Origin of the sequence: Lutibacter sp., from assembly GCF_033723435.1 — a bacterium.
Classification (GTDB): domain Bacteria; phylum Bacteroidota; class Bacteroidia; order Flavobacteriales; family Flavobacteriaceae; genus Lutibacter.
The window spans coordinates 1-24156 of sequence record NZ_JAWVXC010000001.1; the positions used below are offsets into that span (position 1 = coordinate 1).

The window sequence follows — 24156 nt, forward strand, 5'->3', positions numbered from 1 at the left end:
ATTAACACCAAATCACGTGCATTTAAATCAAAATATAGACTATAAATGTTATCGAAGGAATAAACAAAATTTACAGTATTTGACTATTTAAGAAAACGAATATTAACAAAAAAATGGTCAACCTATATCAGTATAATACAATTAAGATTTTAATAAAAAAGAATAATGAGACAAATTGAGTTAATGTTTCTGATAATTATTCTATTTACTACGAATATATCAGCACAAGAATTATCATTGAAAAAGCAAGCTCTTAACGAGTTTAAGAGTGAACATTATGATGAAGCAATAGATTTACTAAAAAATGCTTTGGAAATTTCACCTGAAGATGCGGAAATTTATTACTATTTAGGTTTTTTCAACCACTATAAAGCATATGACAGTCGTCCCTTAAATGGATATAATTTTACTTATTCCGAGAAAATCTTTAAATATTTAAATAAGGCGATTGAACTAAACCCTAATTATGGGGATGCCAAATATTTTTATGGTGCAGAATGTAGTGCAAATGCATTTGTTTCAATGAAAAATTACGATTTAAAAAAATTAAAATATTTTTACAATCTTGCTTTTGAGAAAGAGGCATATCCCGATTGGCTCATAGAATTTGGAAAAAACTTGTTAAATTCATGTGATAATAACGCAATATTATTTACAGCTGGTAATGCTGATTTAGATATTTGTTCCTACCTTCAATTACATCAAAATTATCGAACAGACATTTCAATAATTCCAATAGGTTATATTGATAGACCTTGGTATGTCAAATTTTTGAAACAAGGTTTAGAAGGTGGTGTAAAAAAAATAACTCTAAATTTATCGGATAATCAGATATATGATATCCACCCTTTTAAATGGAAAAAAACGGATATTCAAATTCCTATAACATCAAAAACAAGAGAAAAATACAATCTTGATGAAAATTATCAAATGATTTGGACAATGGAACCTGATTTATTTTCAAATCGGATTCATTCCAAATTAAAGAGTGAAGTGGGAAATGAAAGAACATATCTAAGCCCACAGAAAGCGATATTATTGCAAATAGTAGAAGATAATTATCAATATAGACCAATTTATTTTTCTAATGGGGCAAATAAATATTTTTTGAATGGATTAGATGATTTTTTTAGGAATTGTGGACTAGTTTCAGAATTAACACCTTTAAAAACGAAGCAGACAGAATATGAGTATGATTATGAAAAAATTATAAAATTAGTTCAAAACAAATCATTTATAGATTATAAAACCATAAAAACAAAGGATATTCCACGAATTTCAAGAAGCATATCATCTAATTATTTCAGTTCTTTTTATAATCTATCTGAATATTATTATAAATTGGGGAAGAAAGATAAATACAAGAAGCTTATTGAAATATTTAAAAATAGTATGATGATAGATTTTAATCCTAATTATGAAAAATTAGTCTTTAATGAGTTAGAGAAAAAAGCTGCCAACAATTAATATAAAAATGGCTTAATTCAATAAAATAGATATGGTTCTAAAATTAAAAATACTTATTTTAAAAAAACGAAAAATTACATTTTCAAATCCGCAATTTTTCATATTCTACCCGTTGGTAACAATCACGATTGAAAATTAATTAAAACTGAATATTTATGAAAAAGTATATTATAATTATGAGTGTTTTTCTACTGGCAAATATATCCTGTTCTGAAAATGATAAAAATGACTGTATTGAGAATAAATTAGCATATGTGACCTCTGTTGATTCTCCTTCTAGTGGTGTAATAAATGAAATTATTAATATAGAGGTTAATTTTGGAGTAAGCAATGGATGTGGACAATTTGGAGAATTTATTGAAACGGAAAACAGAAACGTAAAAATTATTGAGGTAAAAGCAAGATATGAAGGGTGTGTTTGCACTCAAGATGCGCCAATTAGAACTGTGAATTATGAGTTTGCAACTCAAACTTCTGGAGATTATGAATTAAGATTTAAATCAAATGACACAGATTACATAACCGTTAATTTATTGATTGAATAAAATTGTTACCAACAACTCATATAATTTATGCTTAAATTTGATTTAACACAAAACGACAATAATTCTAACAAGTCGATTTGCTACTCCCGAAAAATCTCAGATTTTCCAGTCGAAGAAATCTTATATAATTCCGTTACCAACAATAAAAAAACTAGATGCTAAAAATCGTTTTATATATTATCGGAGGAATCATTTTGGGATGGTTAATCTACAGGGTGATTTATCTGCGTAAGAAAAAACGACAATATCAAGATGCGTTCTCAAAAACCTTCATAGATAGTGAAATCAATAAACCCAAACTTAAGACGAGTTATTCGTATGCTTATCCAAGTTTTGAAATAACCTTTCAGAATGAAGAGCAATTGAAATTGGCGGAGAAAAAAGGTTTGACCAAAGAATTCGAAAGCAAAATTCAAAAGATTCATAAGAACATAAAAGATTTTGAAATAGATAGAGTTGTGTATTTTACTTGGGAAGGAAGGCCTATAGTTACAACATGACTATTGAAGGAGATTAATAAAAAGAAAAACTGTTGGTAACACTGTATATAGCAAATAGAGAGTTTGTTGGTTTCCAACAGACAATCAGCTGGCTAAAAAAAATGAGAATGATAAACGGAAAATAATAACCAAAGCATGGATTGGAAAAAATGGTCAAGATGTATACAAAGCAACTATTCATTTCGGTAAAAAAAGCATTGAGAAAATTTGCTAAGGGAAATAACTTGTCTGAATGTATACCTGAAACGTATTCTCAAACTGAATGAATTGACATTGATGTTGAAAACTGAACAATAGAAATAAAACTGAATTAAAAAGCACTGAAATTATGATGGATAATACATTTGAATTTATAAATAAACTTGCCTCTCATTAGCACATTACTTGGAGGCTTTTCAATTGCTATAATTGCAAACCTTTTGATTTCTGAATTAAATACTCGATTATCAAGAAGTATAATGATTATATTCTCTTTAGCTGCTAGTTTCTTTTTAGTTAATGTTATTGCAATGAATAGCATAATTATGAGAACAACCAAAGGGTATCCTTTAAGATTAGACTTAAGCGATATATCATCAGAGCGAATAATAGGAATGGTTAGTCTTTTTTTTGGAATCCTATCATTACTTACCATATTATCTTTAGCAGGCTTTACTAAATCAAAAAAAACGGGAAAAATTACGACTGGTATTGGAATAATAGCCTTAGTTTTAATACTAATTGTTATGTAAACAAATAAAAACCAGCAGATAACAACGGCTATAATTCAGCGTGTCGACAGTGAATAACCGAAAAGTAAAACATATATTTAACTTGATTTCTCTGCGGACGATTCCACACCGAAATCATAGCCCAACCGTTGGTAACTATTTTAGAAATTATACTTTCCTGAAACAGATATTGAAAATTATATTATTTCAACAAATAAGTAGCTTTTAAAAAAAGTAATTACAAATCCATCAGCAAATCGTATGCACTTTTGTATTTAAAGATAAGAAGTTCATTTAAATTAGACATAAAAAAAACAGTTTAGAAAAGCCAAACTGTTGTTTTTAATAGGATTAAATTAGTAGCGAGATCGAGAATTGAACTCGAGACCTCCGGGTTATGAATCCGACGCTCTAACCAACTGAGCTACCTCGCCATTTAATGAGGGTGCAAATATAAAAAATAAATTAAATGTTACTACAAGTTATTAGCTAATTTTTTTAAAACTTAATTTTTTTTACATGAATTATTTATATATATTGTGCTTTTAAATAGAAAATATGTCAACACAAATAAAATTTGAATTAGAATTCCCAATACAGGCTTCTCCACAAATGTTATTTCAATATTTTGCAACTCCATCTGGGTTATCGGAATGGTTTGCAGACAATGTAAATTCAAGAGGTGTTATTTACACTTTTATATGGGATGGATCTGAAGAAAAGGCAAAAGTGCTCCAAGAAAGAACTAATGAAAAAATTAAATTTACTTGGCTTGAAGAAGATAATGAAAAAATATATTTTGAATTTAAAATTCAAGTAGACGAGTTAACTAATGATGTTTCCTTAATTATAACTGATTTTGCAGAAGAAGAAGAAGTGGAAGAATCTAAAATGTTTTGGGAAAATCAAATAGAAGAATTAAAGCATACTATTGGAGCATAACCTTTATTAAAAAAAATAGATATTAAAGCCTTGATTTTTCAAGGTTTTTTTAATTTTATTAAAGTTAAAATTTAGTATTAATGAATTTAAACGGCAAATTATTACAAAACAATGCAGAAGTATTTAATAACTTAAATAGAGCATTTAAATATGGCGATGCTTTATTTGAAACTATTAAAGTTATCAATTTAAAGGTTGTTTTTTTAGAAGATCATTATTTTAGACTAATGGCTTCTATGCGGATGTTACGAATGGAAATTCCATTGAATTTTTCGTTAGAATTTTTCCAAGAAGAAATTATTAAAACAGTCTCAGATTCAAACCTTCAAAATGCAAGAGTTAGAATAACTGTATACAGAAAAGATGGAGGACTGTATTTGCCAAAAGAAAATTCTATCAATTATTTAATTGAGGCGAACGAATTAAATACAATTCCTAAGCCTAACTATGAAATAGATATTTTTAAAGATTATTTTATTTCTTCAGGTTTATTATCTACTATTAAAACTACAAACAAATTAACAAACGTTTTAGCAAGTATTTATGCTTCTGAAAATGAATTAGATAATTGTATTTTAATAAACGAAAAAAAGAATGTAGTAGAGGCTATAAACGGCAATATATTTATAGTTAGTAATAATCTCATTAAAACACCACCTATTTCTGATGGATGTGTTAAAGGAATTATCCGAAAAAAAATTATTGAAATTGTAAATAATAGCGAAAAGTATAATTTAGATGAAACTCAAATTTCTCCGTTTGACTTATTAAAAGCAGATGAAATATTTATTACCAATTCAATAGTAGGAATTCAATCGGTTACAAAATATAAGAAGAATGATTTTTTTACAGAAGTTGCAACTGAATTAGCAATTGAATTAACTAAGTTAGTTTAAGGAAGGATTTTTAGGTGCATTTGCCCAAATTTGATATTCACCACCTAACTTTAGTATTTGATTTTTCCAAATATCATCACTTTCTAAACCTAATAAATCAGGATATTTATTATCAACAACAACCCAATTAGCTTCAGATAATTCTTCTTTTAATTGATTTTCTGTCCATCCAGAATATCCTAAGAAAAAACGAATATCAGATTGGTTTACTTTATTATTGTTTAATAAATTGGTTAAAATATTAAAATCGCCACCCCAAAATATGCCATTAGAAATTTCAATACTATCAGGTATTAATTCAGGGATTTTATGAATAAAGTATAAATTTTCTTGTTCTACGGGACCTCCGTTATAAATTTTAAAGTTGCAGTTTATATCAGGAATCAAATCTTTTAAAACAAAATCTGTAGTTTTATTAATAATAAAGCCAACGCTTCCATCCACATTATCTTCAGTTAAGTAAATGACAGATCTATTAAACGAACTATCGTTTAATATGGAAGGTTCGGAAACTAATAATTTGCCTTTTAGAAGTTTTTTCACTGACATTTCTCATTAACATTTCATTAAATATATAAAAAATAAATAAATAAAAAAACTCTCTTTAAAAAAGAGAGTTTGAATAATAAAGAAATAATCTTTAAAATTAGTTTACAGCATCGCTAAATCCAGCTCCAGCTTTAAATTTAACTACGTTTTTAGCTTTAATTTTAATTGTAGCTCCTGTTTGAGGATTTCTACCAGTTCTTGCAGCTCTTTTAGATACTGACCAAGTTCCCCATCCAACTAAAGCAACTTTTCCACCTTTTTTTAAAGTTTTTGTTACATTGTCAGTTAATGATTCTAATGCTGATTTTGCAGCTGCTTTTGTGATGCCAGCATCTGCTGCCATAGCATCAATTAAATCTGATTTGTTCATAATTTAAATGTTAAATTAATTTAGGTTAAACATATTTTGCTTTTAAAAGCTTAACAAAGTTATACGGAATAAGGGTTTATGCAAGTTTTTAGTATAAAAACTGACTATTTTGTTAATAAATGACAGGAAATGTTAATAAACATGAATTTATAAATCAAAAAATACTGCTAACCCTATAAAATAATGGGGTTACAGCATTTTAGCATTTGAGGAAAAGCTATATCCGTTTAATAAACTTTTAGCATCCATTTTTCGTTTACCAGCTAACTGTAAACTATTTACTTTTAGAAAACCGTTTGCAGTTGCAATTTTAATCTCATTTTTAGTCGAAATCACTTTTCCAATATTGTATGTGTGATTTATTAATTCTTTTTCTACATCAAATATTTTGACTTTAATTTCCTCATTTTCATTTAAAAGCAAACTCCAGGCTGCTGGATATGGGTTTAGACCTCTTATTAAATTATAAATTTCGTTTAAGGGTTTATTCCAATTTATTTTACAAGTTTCTGTATAAATTTTTGGAGCAGATTTGCTATCCTTTTCAATTTGAGGAAGTGTTTTAATATTATCTTCAGCAATTAATTGCGTTGTTTTTACCACTAGTTTACTACCAATATCCATTAATATATCGTGTAATTCTCCAACATTTGTGTTTTCATTAATAGCAACTTCTTCTTGTAAAATAATTGAGCCAGTATCAATTTTTTCATCAATAAAAAATGTAGTAACGCCAGTTTTTGTTTCTCCATTTATAATAGCCCAGTTTATTGGTGCTGCACCTCTATAATTAGGAAGTAATGATGCATGTAAATTAAATGTACCAAATTTCGGCATTTGCCAAATTACTTTTGGAAGCATTCTAAAAGCCACAACAATTTGCAAGTTTGCATTTAATTGTTCTAGTTCTTTTAAAAAGTTTTCGTTTTTAAGATTTGTAGGTTGTAATAATTTTAAGTCATGCTCTAGAGCATACTTTTTTACGGCAGATTGATTTAATTTTTTTCCTCGTCCAGCAGGTTTATCTGGAGCAGTAATTACTGCAACAATATTAAAATTTGCTTTTACAAGCGCATCTAAACTTCCAACTGCAAAATCTGGAGTTCCCATAAAAACTATTCGTAATTCTCTCATTATTTAGTTGCTTTAAATTTGTTTTGCGAATTTATATATATTTTATCTTCGTCAAGTAAATATTTTAAACACTTTAAAATATCTTCTTTTGAAAAATTTAATTTTTGACAAATAGAGGAGGAGGACAATTCCTGATTTTTTAATAAATTAACTATTTGTTCTGTAATAAATTTATCTGAAATTAAAGGTTTGTTTTTTTGCTCGCAAACATCACATATACCACAAGAATTATTTAAATTTTCTTTAAAATAATTAGAAATTTGAACATTTCTACAAGTTTTATTATTAGTGATATATTGAATTATTGCTTCTAATTTTTTTTGTTTTATCTGGTATTGTTGATTGATATGTTTTGAGATGTTGTTTATAATATAATTATCATCACGAGCAACTAAAAAGGAGATTTTAGACTGGTTAGTATTAGCTTGATAATGGATTATTTTATTAGTATGAAGTTCTTTTAATTCATTAATTATATTTTGAACGGAACAATTCATTTTTTTAGATAAAGCAAACTCATTGATGGTTGTGTTATAATCGTAAATACCACCGTAACTTCTTAGTAATAAATTAATTAAATTCTTTTTATTAGGTTTGTTTTCAAGGTAATCAAAAACTTGCTGACTTTGAATTAAAAATTTTACAGTTGTTTTTTTACTAAAATTTTCATCTAAAAAAATAATATTTTCTCTAACTAAAATTTTAATTGCATTGTATGTTTTTAATAGAGGAAATTTATAATGAAAACAAAATTCTTGAATTGAAAAATCAAAAATATCTTTAGGTGTTTCTCCAATAGAAATTTTAAAATAGTTGTTTAATTTTTGATAAATTTCTTTAACAAATTTAGAATTAGGAGTATTAATTTCAAATTGACGGGATGCTTCGTTAATAATACTTAAATTACTTAAAATGATAGCTTCTGAAATTTTACCATCTCTACCAGCTCTACCAGATTCTTGCAAGTAGTTTTCAAGGCTATTTGGCATAGCAATATGAATTACAGCACGAACATCAGGCTTGTTTATTCCCATTCCAAAAGCTGTGGTAGCAACCATTATTGGACTTTTATTAGAAATCCAACTATCATAAGCTAAACTTTTTTCGGATGTAGACATTCCACCATGATAATAACTGCTTTTATATCCATTTTTAGATAATAAGAAACTAATTTCTTTAGATTGCTTTCGAGTACCAACATAAATAATACACGAACCTTTAATTTTTTGAAGACTCAGTATTAGTTGTCCATAAATATCTTCTGTAGTAATTACTTTATATTTTAAGTTATCTCGTTTAAAAGATTTTTTAAAAATTAAAGCATCCTGAAGTTCTAATTTATCTTGAATATCTAATAACACCTGTGGTGTAGCTGTGGCTGTTAAAGCCATTATGTTTGCATTAGGGCAAATATCTTTTAATAGATGAAGTTTTAAATAAGAAGGTCTAAAATCATGTCCCCATTCTGAAATACAATGAGCTTCATCAATTGCAATTAAAGAAACATTTAACTGTTGTATTTTTTCTTGAATTAATGGATTTTGTAATTTTTCGGGAGATAAATATAGAAATTTAAAATCGCCAAACTGTAAATTGTCAAACGCAACAATAGTTTCCTCAAAATTAAGCTGAGAAGTTAATGCAATAGCTTTTATTTGCTTTTCTTTTAATTGATCTACCTGATCGTTAATTAAAGCAATTAATGGAGATATAACAACGCAAATACCTTCTTGTAATAAAGCTGGAATTTGATAACAAAGTGATTTTCCACCTCCAGTTGGTAATAAAACAATTGTATTTTGTTGTTGTATAGTTGCAGTTATAATTTCCTCTTGAGGGTTTCTAAAACTAGAATGATTCCAGTATTTTTGAAGTATCTCAATAGGAGTTTTCATTATTTTATAGTTTCTAAAATAAAATTAGCTCTGTCATTTATAGATCCAAATGGTACTTCTATAATGTTGTAATTCAATTCTTTATAAGTTCGTTCTAAATGGTTGTGAATAGCTAAAGATTGCTCAAAATTTTCATAGCGTTCATTGTCTGAAATATAAATTTCTTTCCAAGGCGCCATTAAAAAAATATAATCGTAACGGTACAAATTACTTTTTGTAATGTAGGTGTCTGGGTAATCAATACTTATATAATTCATATAAGCATGAACATCAGGAATTCCTCTATCAAAAAAAACGATTTCACTATTTTTTTGTTCAGCATCAATATATTGGTTAACTCTTCCCTCTAATAATAGTTCGCTAAAAAGTAGAGGTTTTGTTAAAAATAATTGATCTATACCATTTTTTCTAGCATTTAAGGTAATTTCTCTCGAAATTTCAAGCATACAAGTATAATTTCGATTTACCAATTCGTTAATTACAGTTGATTTACCTGTTCCTGGTCCGCCAGTAACTACTATTTTTTTTTGCATATGCAAAAATAAGGTATTCATTAAATTATACTAAAAATTTTCATGTAATTTTGTTAGTTACTATTAACAATTATTTCTTTTGGTGAAGATTTAATTATTTTTTAAGAATAAATGGATAAGAAAGCAGCGTTTTACAAAAAGTTAAAAATTGATTTAGAGGAAACTACAAAATTTCCAACAAAATACTTATATAAATTTATAGTTCCATCGGATGAAAAAAAAATACAACAGGTGGAAACTACTTTTGATCATATGGGAGCGGTTATAACTAAAAAATCATCAAAAACAGGCAAGTTTATTAGTATTTCAATTTTGGTTAAAATGGATGATGCAGATGAAGTTATTAAAAAATATAAAGAAGTTGAAATTGTAGAAGGGATAATTTCTTTATGAGACTTTTAACATCTTTATTAAATAATTAAAAATAAATTGCACCGTTTTATATAAAAACAATTCTAGTATTATATATGAAATTTCTTAAAATTTGTATTGTATTTCTAATTTTCAGCAAAGGTTTCTCCCAAAATAATAAGCATGTATTATTTACTATAAATAATAAACCGTATTACACTCAAGAATTTATAAATACTTATAAAAAAAACATCCAAGTAACTAAATCAAATAACGAAAACATTAAAGATTATTTGAAATTATTTATAGATTATAAATTAAAAGTTGAAGAAGCAAAAAACTTAGGTTTAGATACTATTCAAAAGTTTAAAAATGAAGTTCAACAATATAAAAATCAATTAATAATTCCTTATTTTAGAAATGATAGTTTAACAGATAAGTTGGTTGAGGAGGCTTATAACAGACTAACTAAAGAAGTTAATGTAAGTCATATCTTAATTTTTTTAAGTCCAAATGCAGCGCCAAAAGACACTCTAATTGCATATAATAAATTGTTAAAAGCAAGAAACTTAATTTTAGGTGGAGAAAAATTTGAAGAAGTAGCTAATAAGTTTTCCCAAGATCCTTCTGTAAAACAAAATGGAGGTGATATTGGTTATTTTACTGCTTTTCAAATGGTTTATCCATTTGAAAACGAAGCGTATAAAACACCTGTAAACAAAGTTTCTATGCCTTTTAGGACGAAATTTGGTTATCATATTTTAAAGGTTAATGATATTAGAAATAATAGAGGTGAAGTAGAAGTAGCGCATATTATGATTAAAAATGATGGTAAAAAATCAAAACAAAAGATTGATTCTATTTATCAAATTTTGATGCATAAAAAAATGGATTTTTACAGTTTAGCAAAAAAGGTTTCTGAAGATAAAGCTAGTGCAATAAACGGAGGTAGATTAAATAAATTTGGTACAGGAAAAATGATTGAAAGTTTTACAAATGTAGCTTTTTCATTAAACAGGGCAAATGATATTTCTAAGCCGTTTAAAACTAAATTTGGATGGCATATTATTAAATTGATTAAAAAGTATCCAGTTGAAAGTTTTGATATAATAATGCCCAAACTAACGGATAAAGTTAAACGTGATGAACGTTTTAAAGTAGTAAATGAAGCTTTATATAAAAAATTGAATGATAAATTTAATGTAAAAACAAATACAACTGCTTTAGAGCAATTTAGTAAGGATAATTGGAAAACTAATCCTGAAAAATTTGATGAAGTATTGCTTACTATTGAGCAAAAAAAATATACTCAAAAAGATTTTGGTAAGTTTTTAAATAGGCAAAATCAAAAAAACATTCCTTTAGTTTATCAAAAGTATAAGCGAAATAAATTGTTAGATTATTATAAAAACTATTTAGAAAATACAAATCCAGATTTTGTAAAAATGTTTGATGAGTTTAAAGACGGAATGTTATTATTTGATTTATTAGAAAGTAAAGTTTGGAAAAAATCAAAAGATAGCGTTGGTCTAAGAAATTTTTATGAAACTTTTAAAAACAAAAAATACAGAAACAAAAAATTAGTTGAAAACAAAGGAGAAATAATTTCAGATTATCAAAATTATTTAGAAAAAAAATTAATAGAACAATTACATTTAAAATATAAAGTTGAAATGAATAAAGCGGAAGAAAAACGAATTTTAAAATCAACTATTTAAAGCCCATATGAAACAGATTTTACTAATATTTATTGCAATTAACTTGTTTTCTTGTAATTATTTCACCTTTAAAAAAGATGATAGAAAGCCTGTTGCCAGAGTAAATGATAGTTATTTATATGAAAGTGATTTACAAAATATTTTTACAAGTAATAACTCTAAACAAGATAGTATAAAACTTGTTAAAAACTATATTAATTCGTGGATTAAACACGAACTTCTTTTAAATAAAGCTAAATTAAATTTAGTTGAAGAAACCAAAAAGTTTGAAGAATTAGTTAAAAAATACAGAGAAGATTTGTTTATTAATTCATACAAAGAAAAAGTAGTTGAGCAGTATTTAGATACTGTTGTGACAGAAAATGATATTGAAAATTTTTACAAAAACAACCACAGTAATTTTAGACTAAGTGAAGATTTGATTAAGCTCAAATACATAAAAATTGGTAAAAATGTATTAAATAAAAAAGAGCTTACAAAATTATTTAAATCAGATAAACAAGAGGATTTAGATAGTTTAAAAACAAAAGAACTACAGTTGAAATCAATGAATTTAAATGATTCTATTTGGGTAAAATATTCCGATCTAGTTTCAAAGGTTCCTATCTTTAAAGATATTGATAAAAAACAATTGCTAAAAAAAGATTATTTTATTCAAAAAGAAGACTCATTAAGTTTATATTTGCTGAAAATATCAAATGTATTAGTTGTTGGAAACTTTGCTCCAAAAAGCTATATTAAGCCAACAATTAAACAAGTAATTTTACAGCAACGAAAGCTAAAACTTTTAAAAAACATTGAAGAAACTTTAGTTAACGACGCAAGAAAAAAACAACAATTTGAAATATATTAAAATGAAGAAAAAATTTATATTATTTGGACTATTATTATGCTATTTAGGAATAAATGCTCAGGAAAAACTAGATAATAAAGCCAAAAAAATTAAAGTGGATGGAGTAGCAGTGGTAGTTGGTAAAAACATAGTACTAGATTCCGATATTGATAAATTTAAAAAAGAGCTGAAACAGCGTACAGAAGGGAAAGTTGATATTTCTGATTGTGAAATATTAGAAGAAATTATGATGCAAAAACTATTGGCGCACCATGCTGTAGTGGATAGTATGGTTGTTGCTGATACCGAAGTCAATTCTGAAGTAGAAAGAACTATAAGTTATTTTACCCAACAATTAGGAAGTATGGATAAAGTATTAGAGCTGTATGGTTTTAATAACGAAGCAGATTTAAGAAGTGAGTTATATAAAATTCAGAAAGAACAAATGCTAATTCGTAAAGAAAGAGCGAGTATAACTGAAAAAATTGATGTTACTCCAGAAGAAGTTAGAACTTATTATAAAAACTTAAAAGAAAGTAACAATTTACCAGAATTTGGTGCTGAAATTGAATTAGCTCAAATTGTAAGAACAGTAAAACCTTCTAAAGAAGAAGTAAAACGTGTAGTTGATAAATTAAATGAAATTAGAAAAGATGTTGAAAATGGTTTTAGTTTCCGCTTAAAAGCAATTATAAATTCTGATGATCCTGCAGTTTCAGGAGAAGGACCTGGATCAGGAGGTCTATATACTATTACACGTCAAAGTAATTTTATTAAAGAGTTTAAAGATGTTGCCTTTAGTTTAGATGAAGGAGAAATTTCAGAACCTTTTGAATCTGGTTTTGGTTGGCATATTTTAAAAGTTGAAAAAATTAAAGGTCAAGAAAGAGACGTTCGTCATATTTTAATTCAACCAAAAATAAGCCCAGAAGAATTAGCTGCTGCAAAAAAAGAATTAGCTGATATTCGCCAACAAATTTTAGATGGAAAAATAACATTTGAAGAGGCTGTTTTAAAATATTCAGATGATAAAGAGACTAAAAATAATAAGGGATTAATTTTAAACCCTCAAACTAATGATACACATTTTAGTTTAACTCGTATGGATCCTACTTTATATGGAAGAATTAGTAATTTAAAACAGGGTGAAATTACTGCACCATTCTACGATGAGGTTAGAGGTGGACCTAAAATGTTTAAAATATTATTAGTGAAAAGTAAAACTGACGCACATACTGCTGATTTTCAAAAAGATTATGAAAAAATTCAACAGTTAACCCTTGAAAAAAAGAAAGAAGAAACTATTGATAAATGGGCAAAAGAGAAAATTGTAGATACTTATATAAAAATCAATAAAGATTTTAAAAAGTGTAACTTTAAACATAACTGGAAAAAAGAATAAGGATGTCAGATGTAGAAGAATTATCAAAACTGGTAGATAAATATAACCTACTTAAGCAAGAAATTGGCAAAATTATTATTGGTCAAAATAAAGCGGTAGATTTAATTATATTATCTATTTTAAGCGGAGGTCATTCTTTATTAATTGGCGTTCCAGGATTGGCTAAAACCTTAATGGTACAAACAATTTCTAATTCTTTAGGGTTAGATTTTAAACGCATTCAATTTACTCCAGATTTAATGCCTTCAGATATTTTAGGGAGTGAAATTTTAGATGAAAATAATCAGTTTAAATTCATTAAAGGGCCAATATTTAGCAATATTATTTTAGCAGATGAAATAAATAGAACTCCGCCAAAAACACAAGCAGCTTTACTAGAAGCTATGCAAGAGAAAACAGTTACTGTTGCAGGCCATCACCACATTTTGGCAAAACCTTTTTTCGTATTAGCAACTCAAAATCCAATTGAACAAGAAGGAACATACCCATTACCAGAAGCGCAATTAGATAGATTTATGTTTTCTATAAATTTAGATTATCCTTCTTTTAAGGAAGAAATTTCGATTGTAAAAGCTACAACAAGTGATGTTGATGTTGATTTAAATTCTCAAATGTCTGGCGAGGATATTGTAGCTTTTCAGCATTTAATACGTAGAATTCCAATAGCAGATAATGTTATTGAATATGCAGTTAAATTAGTCTCTAAAACTAGACCTGCTTCTGAAAACGCACCAGATTTAGTGAAAAATTATATAGATTGGGGAGCTGGTCCTAGAGCCTCACAAAACTTAATTTTAGGAGCTAAAGCTAATGCAGCGGTTCATGGTAAATATTCGCCAGATATAGAAGATGTTCAGGCAGTTGCTTACGCTATTTTAAAGCATAGAATTGTTAAAAATTACAAGGCTGAAGCTGAAGGAATTTCAGAAATGCAAATTATAGAATCTTTATTTTAGTTTTCAAAAAAGCTAAACATATTTCCTCCATATTTTTTACTGTAGCTAAATTTGGAATGATTTGATAAATCTGTATGCTTAGAGTGCTCTATAATTAAAAGCCCTTCTTTGTTAATTATTTCATTTTCAAAAACTAAATCTACAATTTTTTCAAACGAAGTAAGTTCAAAATTATAAGGTGGATCTGCAAAAATTACATCGTATGATGTTTTAGAATTGGCTAAAAATTTAAAAACATCACTTTTAATAGCGTGTATATTTTCATTTAAATCGCTGGCAGTTTTATTTATGAATTTTACACAACCAAAAAAAGAATCTACAGAAGTTATGTTTTCTGTGCCTCTGGATGCAAATTCAAAGCTGATATTTCCTGTTCCTGCAAATAGGTCTAAAACACTAATTTCGCTAAAATAAAATAGGTTATTAAGGATATTAAAAAGAGCTTCTTTTGCCATTCCAGTTGTTGGTCTAACTGGTAAATTTTTAGGTGCTTGTATATGCTTACTTTTATATTTTCCTGAAATTATTTTCATTTTAAAATTGATTTAATAAGGTGAAAAAATAATGCTTGGACACATCTTTTAAAGCTTCAGGAAAAAAGGTTGGTTTATAAAAAGAAACATTTCTAATGTATTGATAAAGAATGGTATATAATTCAGATTCTTCCTCAATATCTCCTAATAAAATAGTTTGAACTTCTTCTGGATTGAGTTTTAATTGTTCTGCTGTAAATAAAATATAATATATAAAATCTTCTTTTGTTGTAAAATCAAAACAGTTATATAGAAGTAATTTATTGTTGTTTATTATTACAATTTCAAATTGATTTTTAGTAACATTTATAAAACAAATTTCTTTATCTGTATTTTTAAATTGTTGTAGTAATTTTTCAATTAAAATAGTGGAAGAATGTTTGTAAAAAAATGTTCCGTAAACATCAATCATAAAATTATTAATGTTTACAAAAGGTACATAAACATTTACTATTTCTGTATTTTGAATAGTATCATAAGCTATAAAATCATCTTCTAATAATTTTACCGAGTATTGTAAATAATTGGGTAAATTATTTTTATCAAAAAATGGCTCAGGAACTTGAGATACTAAATTATTGAAATGTGTAACACTAACTGAATTATATTTTAAAGAAAGAATTTTGTGATTCACATATATTTCTTTAACTAATTCTAAATGTTTTTTAGGGGAAATATTTTGTTCAGTAAATTCATAAACTTCAAAAACGCCTATTTTTTTTTGAATTTTATTATAAACACAAAAAGAAAATCCATCCAAACTAAGTTGGATGGATAAATGGTTATCTAATAGATTTAGATAATCTACGTTATTTATCTGTATCTTTTTTATCTCCTTTATCATAAAATGGAGGCCAGTTACCATCTTCACTAACTTCACCAAGAGAACCTACTTTTATATAAGCACCTTTAATTTCTTCTCCACCAATGGCTTCTTTTTCTTGTTTAATTAAGTTATAATCCATTCCTTTTAAAATTAAACCTTTGTCTACTTTAATTTCAAATACAGGAGTTTTTATAGTTCCAAATTTTTCAATAGTTCCTGTTTCAATTTTAAATTGTTGATCAGTTCCAGGAATTTGCAACATATTTTTGTAATCTCTACCTTTAAATAAATCTTTTACAGGTTCATAACCAACAGTATCTACAACTCTTTCTTCAATTTCTTTGGTAATACCACCACCGATATGAATAGTTTTAGGAACGTTTTTAGTTTGGGTTAACGCAAATTGAGCAGTATCAATAAAGGCAATTAGATCTTCTCCTTTATCTGTATAAGTACCAGTTACTCGTTTATGAGCAACTTCAGCATCACGTAATATTTTAAGTACATTAATTACTTTAGCATATTTAACTTTTTTCTCTTTGTTAAATTTAATAGGTTTAGTTATTTCAAAATTAATTTTATAAACTAAAAATGCTGCTATGGCAATTAGTACTACAGAAATAATCCAATGCAATTTTCTAGGTATGTAATTTACAACGGCATAAGCCAACAAAGCAGTAACTACAATAGCTGCTAGTATAATTAAAAATGTTGTCATTTGAGTTTTTTTTGTTTGTAGCAAATCTACAAATTTTTTTTAATGAGAAAAATTTTTCTGCATAAATCAATTTGTATATTTGAATTTTATTTTACCTATGACAAAAACTGCACCAGATTTTTTTAAAGATTTACTTAATAAATTTCCTTTTGAGCCAACAAATTCGCAAGAAATACTACTTGAAAAGTTATCAGATTTCATTTTTGATAAAAATTATCAATCCCTTTTTTTGTTAAAAGGTTATGCTGGTACTGGTAAAACCACTACCATAAGTACAGTTGTTAATAATTTATGGAGAGTAGGAAAAAAAGCAGTGTTATTAGCTCCAACAGGTAGGGCGGCCAAAGTAATTTCTGGATATTCAAATCGTGCAGCTTTTACCATTCATAAAAAAATATATTTTCCCAAAAAAAATAAGTCAGGAGGTGTTAATTTTGTTTTGCAACCTAATAAACATTCTAACACAATTTTTATTGTTGATGAAGCATCTATGATTTCAGATGCTGTTACAGGAGCAAAATTGTTTGAAAATGGTTCTTTACTAGATGATTTAATATCATATGTTTATTCAGGAGTACATTGTAAATTAATTTTAATTGGAGATACGGCCCAATTGCCACCTGTTAAACTATCTATAAGTCCGGCATTAGATGCACATAAATTAAGTGTTAATTATAATAAGGAGGTAACAGAGTTTGAATTGGATGAAGTTATGCGTCAACATGAAGAATCTGGTATTTTAATAAATGCAACAGATTTACGTTTAAGAATTGCAAACCAAGGAAATCAATTTAAATTTCAATTAAACTTTCCTGATTTAATTAGATTAATAGATGGTTATGAAATTCAAGATGCAATTAATACTGCATACGATAATATTGGGGTAGAGGATACTGCTTTTATTGTTAGGTCAAATAAGCGTGCAAATCAATATAATCAACAAATTAGAAGCAAAATTAGAGGTCAGGAAAATGAAATTTCTACAGGCGATTTTATAATGGTTGTAAAAAATAATTATTATTGGCTAAAGGAAAGTAGTGAGGCTGGTTTTATTGCTAACGGAGATATTTGTGAAATTTTAGAAATTTTTTCTATAAAAGAACTTTATGGATTTAGATTTGCTGAAGTTAAAATTAGAATGATTGATTATCCAAATCAACGCCCTTTTGAAACCGTATTGCTTTTAGATACATTAAGTTCGGAAACTCCATCATTATCTTATGAAGATTCTAATAGATTATATCAAGAAGTTGCCAAAGATTTTGCAACTGAAAAATCCAAATACAAACAACTTTTAGGAATAAAAAAGAGTAAATATTTTAACGCATTACAAATAAAATTTTCATACGCAGTAACCTGCCATAAATCACAAGGTGGACAATGGAAAACGGTTTTTATTGAACAACCATATTTACCTGAAGGTCAAAATATTGAATATTTACGTTGGCTGTATACTGCTGTAACTAGAGCACAAGAAAAAGTATATTTAATTGGTTTTAAAGATGAAATGTTTGAAGATTAAATAAAATCGTTCATTCCAGGAATATTTGGCATTCCATTTTTAGCAGCAGCAGAAAGTTCAGTTTCTTTTATTTCATTAGCTTTAGAAAGTGCTTTATTTAAAGCAATAACTAAATAATCTTCAATTTCTTCTTTATCAGTTAGTTCTTCTGAAATAGTTATACTTTTAATTTCATTATTTGCAGTTACAGAAACTTTAACGGCTCCATTATTTGTTTGCTCATCAATTATTATAGTATGTAAGCGTTGTTTTGTAGCTTCAATATTTTGTTGAGCTTCTTTTAATTTATCCATCATATTACTTAAATCACCAAACATTTTAATATAATTTTAATTTTTATAGTAGACAAATATACTACTTTTGCCAAGTTAAATGAAAATAGGAAAATGAATATAAAGCCACCAAAAGCAAAAAAAATAGCTAAAAAATTAACAGAACACGGAGACGAACGAGTAGATAATTATTATTGGTTAAATGATAGAGAAAACCCTGAAGTTATTGCTTATTTAAATGCAGAAAACGAATATTATGATGCAAAAACTGCAAAGATTAAACAATTACAAGAAGATTTATTTCAAGAAATGAAATCAAGAATTAAGGAAGAAGATGAATCTGTTCCTTATAAAAAAAATCAATATTTATATATTACTAAATTTAAAACTGGACAACAATATCCCATTTATACGCGTAAAAAAGACAATTTAAATGCCGTTGAAGAAATTATGTTTGATGTCAATCAAATGGCTAAAAAACATGCGTATTTTAATTTATCAGGTATATCTGTAAGTCCAAATAATAAAATAGCTGCTTTTGGAATAGATAAAGTGAGTAGAAGACAGTATACATTGTATTTTAAAGATTTAGAAACTAATGAAATTTTAGAAGATAAAATTCTAAATACTACAGGTTCAGCCACTTGGGCAAATGATAATAAAACTATTTTTTATACACAAAAAAATCCAACTACTTTACGTGGAGAAAAAATATTTAAACATATTTTAGGAACTGATTCTAATGAGGATGTTGAAATATATTTTGAAAAAGATGAGGCTTTTAGTACTTATGTATATAAAACAAAATCTGAAAAGTATATTATTATAGGTTCTTATAGTACGGTTTCTAGCGAATTTAGAATTTTAGAGGCGGATAACCCAACAGGCGAATTTAGAGTTTTTCAGACCAGAGAAAGAGATTTGGAATATAATATCGCTCATTTTAATGATCATTTTTATATACTTACCAATAAAGATGATGCTATTAATTTTAAATTAATGAAAACTTCTGAAAAAAACACCAATAAAAAGTTTTGGGAAGAAGTTTTGCCACATAGAAAAGATGTATTGCTAGAAGATATTTCCATATTTAAAGATTTTTTAGTAGTGGAAGAACGTAGCAATGGTTTAAATAAAATACGAATAATAAGATGGGACAAATCCGAAGATTTTTACTTACCAATTGAAGAAGAAACCTATTCGGCAGGTGTTTATTTTAATCCGGAATATGATACAAATATTATTAGGTATGGTTATAATTCAATGACTACACCAAATTCTGTTATTGATTTTAATGTAGACAATAAAACTAAAACCATTAAAAAAGAACAACAAGTATTAGGAGGAGATTTTGATAAAAATAATTATAAAAGCAAACGAATTTGGGCTAAAGCAGAAGATGGAACAAAAATTCCTATATCATTAGTATATCATAAAAACACAAAGTTATCCAAAAAAACACCTTTATTGCTGTATGGTTATGGTTCTTATGGTTATACTATTGATGCTGGATTTAGTACAACTCGTTTAAGTTTATTAAATAGGGGTTTTGTTTTTGCTATTGCCCATGTTAGAGGAAGTGAATATTTAGGTAGAAATTGGTACGATACAGGAAAATTACTTCATAAAACAAACACATTTACCGATTTCATTTCTTGTGGGAAACATTTAATTTCTGAAAAATACACTTCAGAAAAACATTTATACGCAAGTGGTGGTTCAGCTGGTGGATTATTAATGGGAGCAATAATTAATATGCAACCAGATTTATTTAATGGAGTAGTAGCAAGTGTTCCATTTGTAGATGTACTAACTACTATGTTAGATGAAACCATTCCATTAACAACAGGTGAATTTGATGAATGGGGAAATCCTAAAACAAAAAAATATTACGATTATATAAAAACGTATTCTCCTATAGATAATATTACTGCTCAAAATTACCCAAATATGTTAGTAACAGCAGGTTTACATGATTCGCAAGTTCAGTATTTTGAACCAGCTAAATGGGTAGCTAAACTTAGAGATTACAAAACGGATAAAAATATTTTATTATTACATACAAATATGGACGCTGGACACGGTGGCGCTTCAGGTAGATTTAATGCTTTAAAAGAAACGGCAATAGATTATGGATTTATATTAGGATTAGAAGGTTACACTTCATTAAAAAAAAATTATTAAATTTGCGTGTTAACTAATTAATAAGTTCTATAGAAATTTATGACTTATTATTAGAAATAAAACTCTAAAAAATGACAAGAAATACAGGTATTAGTAATACTATTTTAGACCTTATAGGTAACACTCCATTAATTAGATTAAACAAAATAACTAAAAAACTTCCCGGAAATTTTTATGCAAAGTATGAAGGATTTAATCCTGGACATTCTATGAAAGATAGAATTGCATTGCATATTATTGAAGCTGCGGAAAAAAAAGGATTGCTGAATAAAGACAGTACAATTATTGAAACAACTTCAGGTAATACAGGTTTTAGCTTAGCTTTAGTTAGTATTATTAAAGGTTATAAGTGTATGTTGGCAGTAAATTCAAAAGCATCTGCAGGAAAAATAAATATGCTTAAAGCTATGGGAGCAAAAGTTTATGTTTGTCCAGCGCATGTTAAAGCTGATGATCCAAGATCTTATTATGAAGTTGCTAAAAGATTACACAAAGAAACAGCAAATTCAGTTTATATTAATCAATACTTCAACGAACTAAATTCAGAAGCTTATTATCGTTCATTAGGTCCTGAAATTTGGAAACAAACAGAAGGTAAAGTTACGCATATTGTAGCTGCAAGCGGAACTGGAGGAACTATTTCAGGAGTTTCAAAGTATTTAAAAGAACAAAATCCTAAAATTAAATCGTTAGGAGTAGATGCTTACGGTTCTATTTTGAAAAAATTCCATGAAAGTGGTGTATTTGATAAAGATGAGATTTATCCATACAGAATTGAAGGATTAGGTAAAAACTTAGTTCCAACTGCTACTCATTTTGAAGTAATTGACATGTTTGAAAAGGTAACGGATGAGGCTGCAGCTCATAGAGCAAGAGAACTAGCTGTTACTGAAGGCTTATTTACAGGATATACAAGTGGTGCAATAATTCAAGCTGCTATTCAATATGCAGAAAAAGGTATGTTTGACAAAAAATCTAATGTTGTACTAATTTTACCAGATCATGGTTCACGCTATATGGAAAAAATTTATAGTGATGATTGGATGAAAGAACAAGGTTTTTTTGATACCCAAAAACAAGCTTTAGAAGAAGTTGAATATTTATAAAAAATAATTTTTATACAATTTTAAAAAGAGGTTGGCTAAATTAGTTTAACCTCTTTTTTTATAGGCTTTACATTTGATTAGCACAAAAAAAATACCTTACTTTGTAAACTTATAAATGTAACCTTTAAATTTACATTTACTCCAAAAGAAAATATAATGAGAGATTTATTTGAAAGAATTATAAAGGACAAAGGGCCCCTTGGAAAATGGGCTAAACAGGCTGAAGGATATTATGTTTTTCCAAAATTAGAAGGTGAAATATCAAATAGAATGATTTTTAATGGGAAAAAGGTAATTACCTGGAGTATTAATGATTACTTAGGTTTATCAAATCATCCTGAAGTTAGAAAAGCAGATGCTGAAGCCGCAGCAGAATATGGAATGGCATACCCAATGGGAGCCAGAATGATGTCAGGTCACACTAAATTTCATGAACAATTAGAAGAAGAATTAGCAGCGTTTGTTGAAAAAGAATCTGCTTATTTAGTTAATTTTGGTTATCAAGGTATGGTTTCTGCAATTGATGCACTTGTTAGCAAAAATGATGTAATTGTTTATGATATGGATGCCCATGCTTGTATTATTGACGGTGTTAGATTGCATCCAGGTAAACGATTTACTTTTCAACATAATAATATTGAAAGTTTAGATGTAAATTTAAGAAGAGCAACTAAAATAGCAGAAGAAAATAACGGTGGTATTTTAGTAATTTCTGAGGGTGTTTTTGGAATGCGAGGTGAACAAGGAATTTTAAAAGAAATTGTTGCCTTAAAGAAAAAATATAACTTTAGATTATTAGTGGATGATGCTCATGGTTTTGGTACGTTAGGAAAAGACGGAAAGGGAGCAGGTTTTGAACAAGGAGTTCAAGATGATATTGATGTATATTTTGCAACTTTCGCAAAATCTATGGCTGGTATTGGAGCATTTTTTGCTGCAGATAAAGATATTATTCAGTATTTACAATATAATATGCGTTCGCAAATGTTTGCTAAATCGTTACCAATGCCAATGGTTAAAGGGGCTTTGAAACGTTTGGACATGTTAAGAACTATGCCTGAATTAAAAGCAAAACTTTGGGAAAATGTAAACGCATTACAAAATGGTTTAAAAGAAAATGGTTTTAATATAGGAGGAACAAATACTTGTGTAACTCCTGTGTTTTTAGAAGGAGATATTCCAGAGGCAATGGCAATGGTTAATGATTTACGCGAAAATTATGGAATATTTTGTTCTATTGTAGTATATCCAGTTATTCCAAAGGGAATGATTTTACTTAGATTAATTCCTACTGCAACTCATAATTTGGACGATGTTAAAGAAACTATAACTGCTTTTTCTGCTATAAGAGAAAAATTAGAGAAAGGTATTTATAAACGAATTGCTGCAGCAATGATTAAACAATAAATAAAAAAGCCTTTTAGGAATTTCTAAAAGGCTTTTTTTATACATATCTAAATTCTTTTTAATAACCTTCGGATATATTTTTTAGTGAATTTATATCTAAAATTTTAATTTTTTTCCCTTTTAAATCAATTATTTTATCTTTCTTTAAATTAGATAATAAACGAATAGCAGATTCTGTGGCAGTACCAATAGTATTAGCAATTTCTTCTCTAGTTAAAATAATATCAATAAATCCTTCACTATCACTTCCAAAAATATCGTTTAAATTTATAATAATGGTAGCTAATCTGTCTTTAACTGGTTTTTGAGCCATTTCTGAAACTAAGCTATTAGCTTCATTTAATTGATGAGAAATATTTTTCATGATACTTAAAGAAAATTGAGAATTTTCTTTAATAACATCTAAAATATCTCCTTTAGGTATAAAACAAACTCTCATATCTTCTAATGCCGTGACATTTAAACCCACAGGTTCATCGCTTAAAATAGATCTATGACCTAAAATATCGCCTCCTTTAATAAATTTTATGATTTGTTCTTTACCGTTTGTATTAAGTTTAGTTAACTTGCATTTACCTTGATTAATACAATATAAACCATTTATAGCACTACCTTCTGTCATTAAGTTTTCGCCTTTTTTAATTATTAGCGATGTTTTATGTTCAGAAAATCTCTCTAATTCTTCGTGTGATAGGTTTCTTAATGCATTTAACCTTTTTACAATGCATTGGGTACAATTTCCCATATTTAGCTCAAATCTTGTCTGTAATGAATAATTTGCACAAATG

Annotated in this window: 25 protein-coding genes and 1 tRNA gene; 15 read left to right on the plus strand and 11 right to left on the minus strand. The window is 27.3% G+C overall.

Annotated features, from left to right (window positions below; translation table 11 throughout):
- Window positions 1-165 precede the first annotated feature (165 nt).
- From R3342_RS00005 to R3342_RS00020, 4 genes are all read left to right on the plus strand, one after another.
- On the plus strand, window positions 166-1467 hold the full coding sequence (locus R3342_RS00005) for a tetratricopeptide repeat protein (RefSeq protein ID WP_318937443.1): 1302 nt from the start codon (window positions 166-168) through the stop codon (window positions 1465-1467).
- A 155-nt stretch (window positions 1468-1622) separates the two neighbouring features.
- Window positions 1623-2012, plus strand: a complete 390-nt coding sequence (locus tag R3342_RS00010; protein ID WP_318937444.1) for a hypothetical protein — start codon at window positions 1623-1625, stop codon at window positions 2010-2012.
- A 155-nt stretch (window positions 2013-2167) separates the two neighbouring features.
- Complete coding sequence (locus R3342_RS00015) at window positions 2168-2512, plus strand: hypothetical protein (RefSeq protein ID WP_318937446.1); 345 nt, start codon at window positions 2168-2170, stop codon at window positions 2510-2512.
- Between the two features lie 362 nt (window positions 2513-2874).
- On the plus strand, window positions 2875-3243 hold the full coding sequence (locus R3342_RS00020) for a hypothetical protein (protein ID WP_318937448.1): 369 nt from the start codon (window positions 2875-2877) through the stop codon (window positions 3241-3243).
- Window positions 3244-3582: 339 nt separating this feature from the next.
- Here R3342_RS00020 and R3342_RS00025 read toward each other — a convergent pair.
- A tRNA-Met gene (locus tag R3342_RS00025) sits at window positions 3583-3656 on the minus strand.
- Between the two features lie 124 nt (window positions 3657-3780).
- Between R3342_RS00025 and R3342_RS00030 the strand changes: the two genes are divergently transcribed.
- A complete protein-coding gene (locus R3342_RS00030; RefSeq protein ID WP_318937449.1) occupies window positions 3781-4164 on the plus strand; it encodes an START-like domain-containing protein in 384 nt (127 codons plus the stop codon).
- 80 nt (window positions 4165-4244) lie between these two features.
- Window positions 4245-5060: an aminotransferase class IV gene (locus tag R3342_RS00035; protein ID WP_318937451.1), complete on the plus strand. Its 816-nt coding sequence runs from the start codon at window positions 4245-4247 to the stop codon at window positions 5058-5060.
- Here the strand turns inward: R3342_RS00035 and R3342_RS00040 are convergent.
- From R3342_RS00040 to R3342_RS00060, 5 genes are all read right to left on the minus strand, one after another.
- On the minus strand, window positions 5052-5609 hold the full coding sequence (locus R3342_RS00040; RefSeq protein WP_318937452.1) for a YqgE/AlgH family protein: 558 nt from the start codon (window positions 5607-5609) through the stop codon (window positions 5052-5054). The genes R3342_RS00035 and R3342_RS00040 overlap by 9 nt on opposite strands.
- Window positions 5610-5706: 97 nt before the next feature.
- A complete protein-coding gene (locus R3342_RS00045; RefSeq protein WP_318937454.1) occupies window positions 5707-5979 on the minus strand; it encodes an HU family DNA-binding protein in 273 nt (90 codons plus the stop codon).
- Window positions 5980-6168: 189 nt separating this feature from the next.
- Window positions 6169-7113 carry a methionyl-tRNA formyltransferase gene (gene fmt / locus R3342_RS00050; RefSeq protein ID WP_318937455.1) on the minus strand — a complete coding sequence of 315 codons (945 nt, stop codon included), beginning with the start codon at window positions 7111-7113 and terminating at the stop codon, window positions 6169-6171.
- Entirely contained in the window at window positions 7113-9008 is a 1896-nt protein-coding gene (locus R3342_RS00055) for an ATP-dependent DNA helicase RecQ (RefSeq protein ID WP_318937457.1), read from the minus strand. Before R3342_RS00055 ends, fmt begins: the two co-directional genes overlap by 1 nt.
- Window positions 9008-9541: an ATP-binding protein gene (locus R3342_RS00060; RefSeq protein ID WP_318937459.1), complete on the minus strand. Its 534-nt coding sequence runs from the start codon at window positions 9539-9541 to the stop codon at window positions 9008-9010. The genes R3342_RS00055 and R3342_RS00060 overlap by 1 nt, the downstream gene beginning before the upstream one ends.
- 111 nt (window positions 9542-9652) lie before the next feature.
- On the opposite strand from R3342_RS00060, the gene R3342_RS00065 reads away from it, so the two are divergent.
- From R3342_RS00065 to R3342_RS00085, 5 genes are all read left to right on the plus strand, one after another.
- Window positions 9653-9934, plus strand: a complete 282-nt coding sequence (locus tag R3342_RS00065) for a DUF493 family protein (RefSeq protein ID WP_318937460.1) — start codon at window positions 9653-9655, stop codon at window positions 9932-9934.
- Window positions 9935-10008: 74 nt separating this feature from the next.
- A complete protein-coding gene (locus R3342_RS00070; protein WP_318937461.1) occupies window positions 10009-11610 on the plus strand; it encodes a peptidylprolyl isomerase in 1602 nt (533 codons plus the stop codon).
- A gap of 7 nt (window positions 11611-11617) precedes the next feature.
- On the plus strand, window positions 11618-12463 hold the full coding sequence (locus R3342_RS00075; RefSeq protein WP_318937462.1) for a peptidyl-prolyl cis-trans isomerase: 846 nt from the start codon (window positions 11618-11620) through the stop codon (window positions 12461-12463).
- A 1-nt stretch (window position 12464) separates the two neighbouring features.
- Entirely contained in the window at window positions 12465-13844 is a 1380-nt protein-coding gene (locus tag R3342_RS00080) for a peptidylprolyl isomerase (RefSeq protein WP_318937464.1), read from the plus strand.
- Window positions 13845-13846: 2 nt separating this feature from the next.
- The gene (locus R3342_RS00085) at window positions 13847-14800 is read left to right on the plus strand and encodes a MoxR family ATPase (protein ID WP_318937466.1); all 954 of its coding nucleotides are present in this window, start codon (window positions 13847-13849) and stop codon (window positions 14798-14800) included.
- On the opposite strand, the gene rsmD is transcribed toward R3342_RS00085, so the two are convergent.
- Genes rsmD through R3342_RS00100 form a run of 3 tightly spaced genes read right to left on the minus strand, consistent with a single transcriptional unit; the run spans window position 14797 to window position 16877 of the window.
- Window positions 14797-15333 (minus strand): 16S rRNA (guanine(966)-N(2))-methyltransferase RsmD, encoded by a 537-nt coding sequence (rsmD, locus tag R3342_RS00090; protein WP_318937468.1) that lies wholly within the window; start codon window positions 15331-15333, stop codon window positions 14797-14799. The genes R3342_RS00085 and rsmD overlap by 4 nt on opposite strands.
- Before the next feature lies 1 nt (window position 15334).
- Window positions 15335-16177 (minus strand): DUF3822 family protein, encoded by an 843-nt coding sequence (locus R3342_RS00095; protein ID WP_318937469.1) that lies wholly within the window; start codon window positions 16175-16177, stop codon window positions 15335-15337.
- The gene (locus R3342_RS00100; protein ID WP_318937471.1) at window positions 16143-16877 is read right to left on the minus strand and encodes a hypothetical protein; all 735 of its coding nucleotides are present in this window, start codon (window positions 16875-16877) and stop codon (window positions 16143-16145) included. Before R3342_RS00100 ends, R3342_RS00095 begins: the two co-directional genes overlap by 35 nt.
- A gap of 97 nt (window positions 16878-16974) precedes the next feature.
- Between R3342_RS00100 and R3342_RS00105 the strand changes: the two genes are divergently transcribed.
- On the plus strand, window positions 16975-18399 hold the full coding sequence (locus R3342_RS00105) for an ATP-dependent DNA helicase (protein ID WP_318937472.1): 1425 nt from the start codon (window positions 16975-16977) through the stop codon (window positions 18397-18399).
- On the opposite strand, the gene R3342_RS00110 is transcribed toward R3342_RS00105, so the two are convergent.
- Window positions 18396-18716, minus strand: a complete 321-nt coding sequence (locus R3342_RS00110; RefSeq protein ID WP_318937473.1) for a YbaB/EbfC family nucleoid-associated protein — start codon at window positions 18714-18716, stop codon at window positions 18396-18398. The genes R3342_RS00105 and R3342_RS00110 overlap by 4 nt on opposite strands.
- Window positions 18717-18785: 69 nt before the next feature.
- On the opposite strand from R3342_RS00110, the gene R3342_RS00115 reads away from it, so the two are divergent.
- The 3 genes from R3342_RS00115 (at window position 18786) to R3342_RS00125 (ending at window position 23368) form a co-directional block, all read left to right on the plus strand.
- Window positions 18786-20855, plus strand: a complete 2070-nt coding sequence (locus tag R3342_RS00115; protein WP_318937475.1) for a S9 family peptidase — start codon at window positions 18786-18788, stop codon at window positions 20853-20855.
- 71 nt (window positions 20856-20926) lie between these two features.
- Window positions 20927-21961, plus strand: coding sequence for a cysteine synthase family protein (locus R3342_RS00120; protein WP_318937477.1), 1035 nt, complete (start codon window positions 20927-20929; stop codon window positions 21959-21961).
- 156 nt (window positions 21962-22117) lie between these two features.
- Complete coding sequence (locus tag R3342_RS00125) at window positions 22118-23368, plus strand: aminotransferase class I/II-fold pyridoxal phosphate-dependent enzyme (protein WP_318937478.1); 1251 nt, start codon at window positions 22118-22120, stop codon at window positions 23366-23368.
- 58 nt (window positions 23369-23426) lie between these two features.
- Here R3342_RS00125 and R3342_RS00130 read toward each other — a convergent pair whose 3' ends face one another.
- On the minus strand, window positions 23427-24113 hold the full coding sequence (locus tag R3342_RS00130) for a Crp/Fnr family transcriptional regulator (RefSeq protein ID WP_318937481.1): 687 nt from the start codon (window positions 24111-24113) through the stop codon (window positions 23427-23429).
- Window positions 24114-24156 lie beyond the last annotated feature (43 nt).

Excerpts from the sequence above, each read along its gene's own strand:
- R3342_RS00005 (WP_318937443.1), top strand. The coding sequence starts at position 166 with ATGAGACAAATTGAGTTAATGTTTCTGATAATTATTCTATTTACTACG.
- R3342_RS00010 (WP_318937444.1), top strand. The coding sequence starts at position 1,623 with ATGAAAAAGTATATTATAATTATGAGTGTTTTTCTACTGGCAAATATA.
- R3342_RS00015 (WP_318937446.1), top strand. The coding sequence starts at position 2,168 with ATGCTAAAAATCGTTTTATATATTATCGGAGGAATCATTTTGGGATGG.
- R3342_RS00030 (WP_318937449.1), top strand. The coding sequence starts at position 3,781 with ATGTCAACACAAATAAAATTTGAATTAGAATTCCCAATACAGGCTTCT.
- R3342_RS00035 (WP_318937451.1), top strand. The coding sequence starts at position 4,245 with ATGAATTTAAACGGCAAATTATTACAAAACAATGCAGAAGTATTTAAT.
- R3342_RS00040 (WP_318937452.1), bottom strand. The coding sequence starts at position 5,609 with ATGTCAGTGAAAAAACTTCTAAAAGGCAAATTATTAGTTTCCGAACCT.
- R3342_RS00045 (WP_318937454.1), bottom strand. The coding sequence starts at position 5,979 with ATGAACAAATCAGATTTAATTGATGCTATGGCAGCAGATGCTGGCATC.
- fmt (WP_318937455.1), bottom strand. The coding sequence starts at position 7,113 with ATGAGAGAATTACGAATAGTTTTTATGGGAACTCCAGATTTTGCAGTT.
- R3342_RS00055 (WP_318937457.1), bottom strand. The coding sequence starts at position 9,008 with ATGAAAACTCCTATTGAGATACTTCAAAAATACTGGAATCATTCTAGT.
- R3342_RS00060 (WP_318937459.1), bottom strand. The coding sequence starts at position 9,541 with ATGCAAAAAAAAATAGTAGTTACTGGCGGACCAGGAACAGGTAAATCA.
- R3342_RS00065 (WP_318937460.1), top strand. The coding sequence starts at position 9,653 with ATGGATAAGAAAGCAGCGTTTTACAAAAAGTTAAAAATTGATTTAGAG.
- R3342_RS00070 (WP_318937461.1), top strand. The coding sequence starts at position 10,009 with ATGAAATTTCTTAAAATTTGTATTGTATTTCTAATTTTCAGCAAAGGT.
- R3342_RS00075 (WP_318937462.1), top strand. The coding sequence starts at position 11,618 with ATGAAACAGATTTTACTAATATTTATTGCAATTAACTTGTTTTCTTGT.
- R3342_RS00080 (WP_318937464.1), top strand. The coding sequence starts at position 12,465 with ATGAAGAAAAAATTTATATTATTTGGACTATTATTATGCTATTTAGGA.
- R3342_RS00085 (WP_318937466.1), top strand. The coding sequence starts at position 13,847 with ATGTCAGATGTAGAAGAATTATCAAAACTGGTAGATAAATATAACCTA.
- rsmD (WP_318937468.1), bottom strand. The coding sequence starts at position 15,333 with ATGAAAATAATTTCAGGAAAATATAAAAGTAAGCATATACAAGCACCT.
- R3342_RS00095 (WP_318937469.1), bottom strand. The coding sequence starts at position 16,177 with ATGATAAAGGAGATAAAAAAGATACAGATAAATAACGTAGATTATCTA.
- R3342_RS00100 (WP_318937471.1), bottom strand. The coding sequence starts at position 16,877 with ATGACAACATTTTTAATTATACTAGCAGCTATTGTAGTTACTGCTTTG.
- R3342_RS00105 (WP_318937472.1), top strand. The coding sequence starts at position 16,975 with ATGACAAAAACTGCACCAGATTTTTTTAAAGATTTACTTAATAAATTT.
- R3342_RS00110 (WP_318937473.1), bottom strand. The coding sequence starts at position 18,716 with ATGTTTGGTGATTTAAGTAATATGATGGATAAATTAAAAGAAGCTCAA.
- R3342_RS00115 (WP_318937475.1), top strand. The coding sequence starts at position 18,786 with ATGAATATAAAGCCACCAAAAGCAAAAAAAATAGCTAAAAAATTAACA.
- R3342_RS00120 (WP_318937477.1), top strand. The coding sequence starts at position 20,927 with ATGACAAGAAATACAGGTATTAGTAATACTATTTTAGACCTTATAGGT.
- R3342_RS00125 (WP_318937478.1), top strand. The coding sequence starts at position 22,118 with ATGAGAGATTTATTTGAAAGAATTATAAAGGACAAAGGGCCCCTTGGA.
- R3342_RS00130 (WP_318937481.1), bottom strand. The coding sequence starts at position 24,113 with ATGGGAAATTGTACCCAATGCATTGTAAAAAGGTTAAATGCATTAAGA.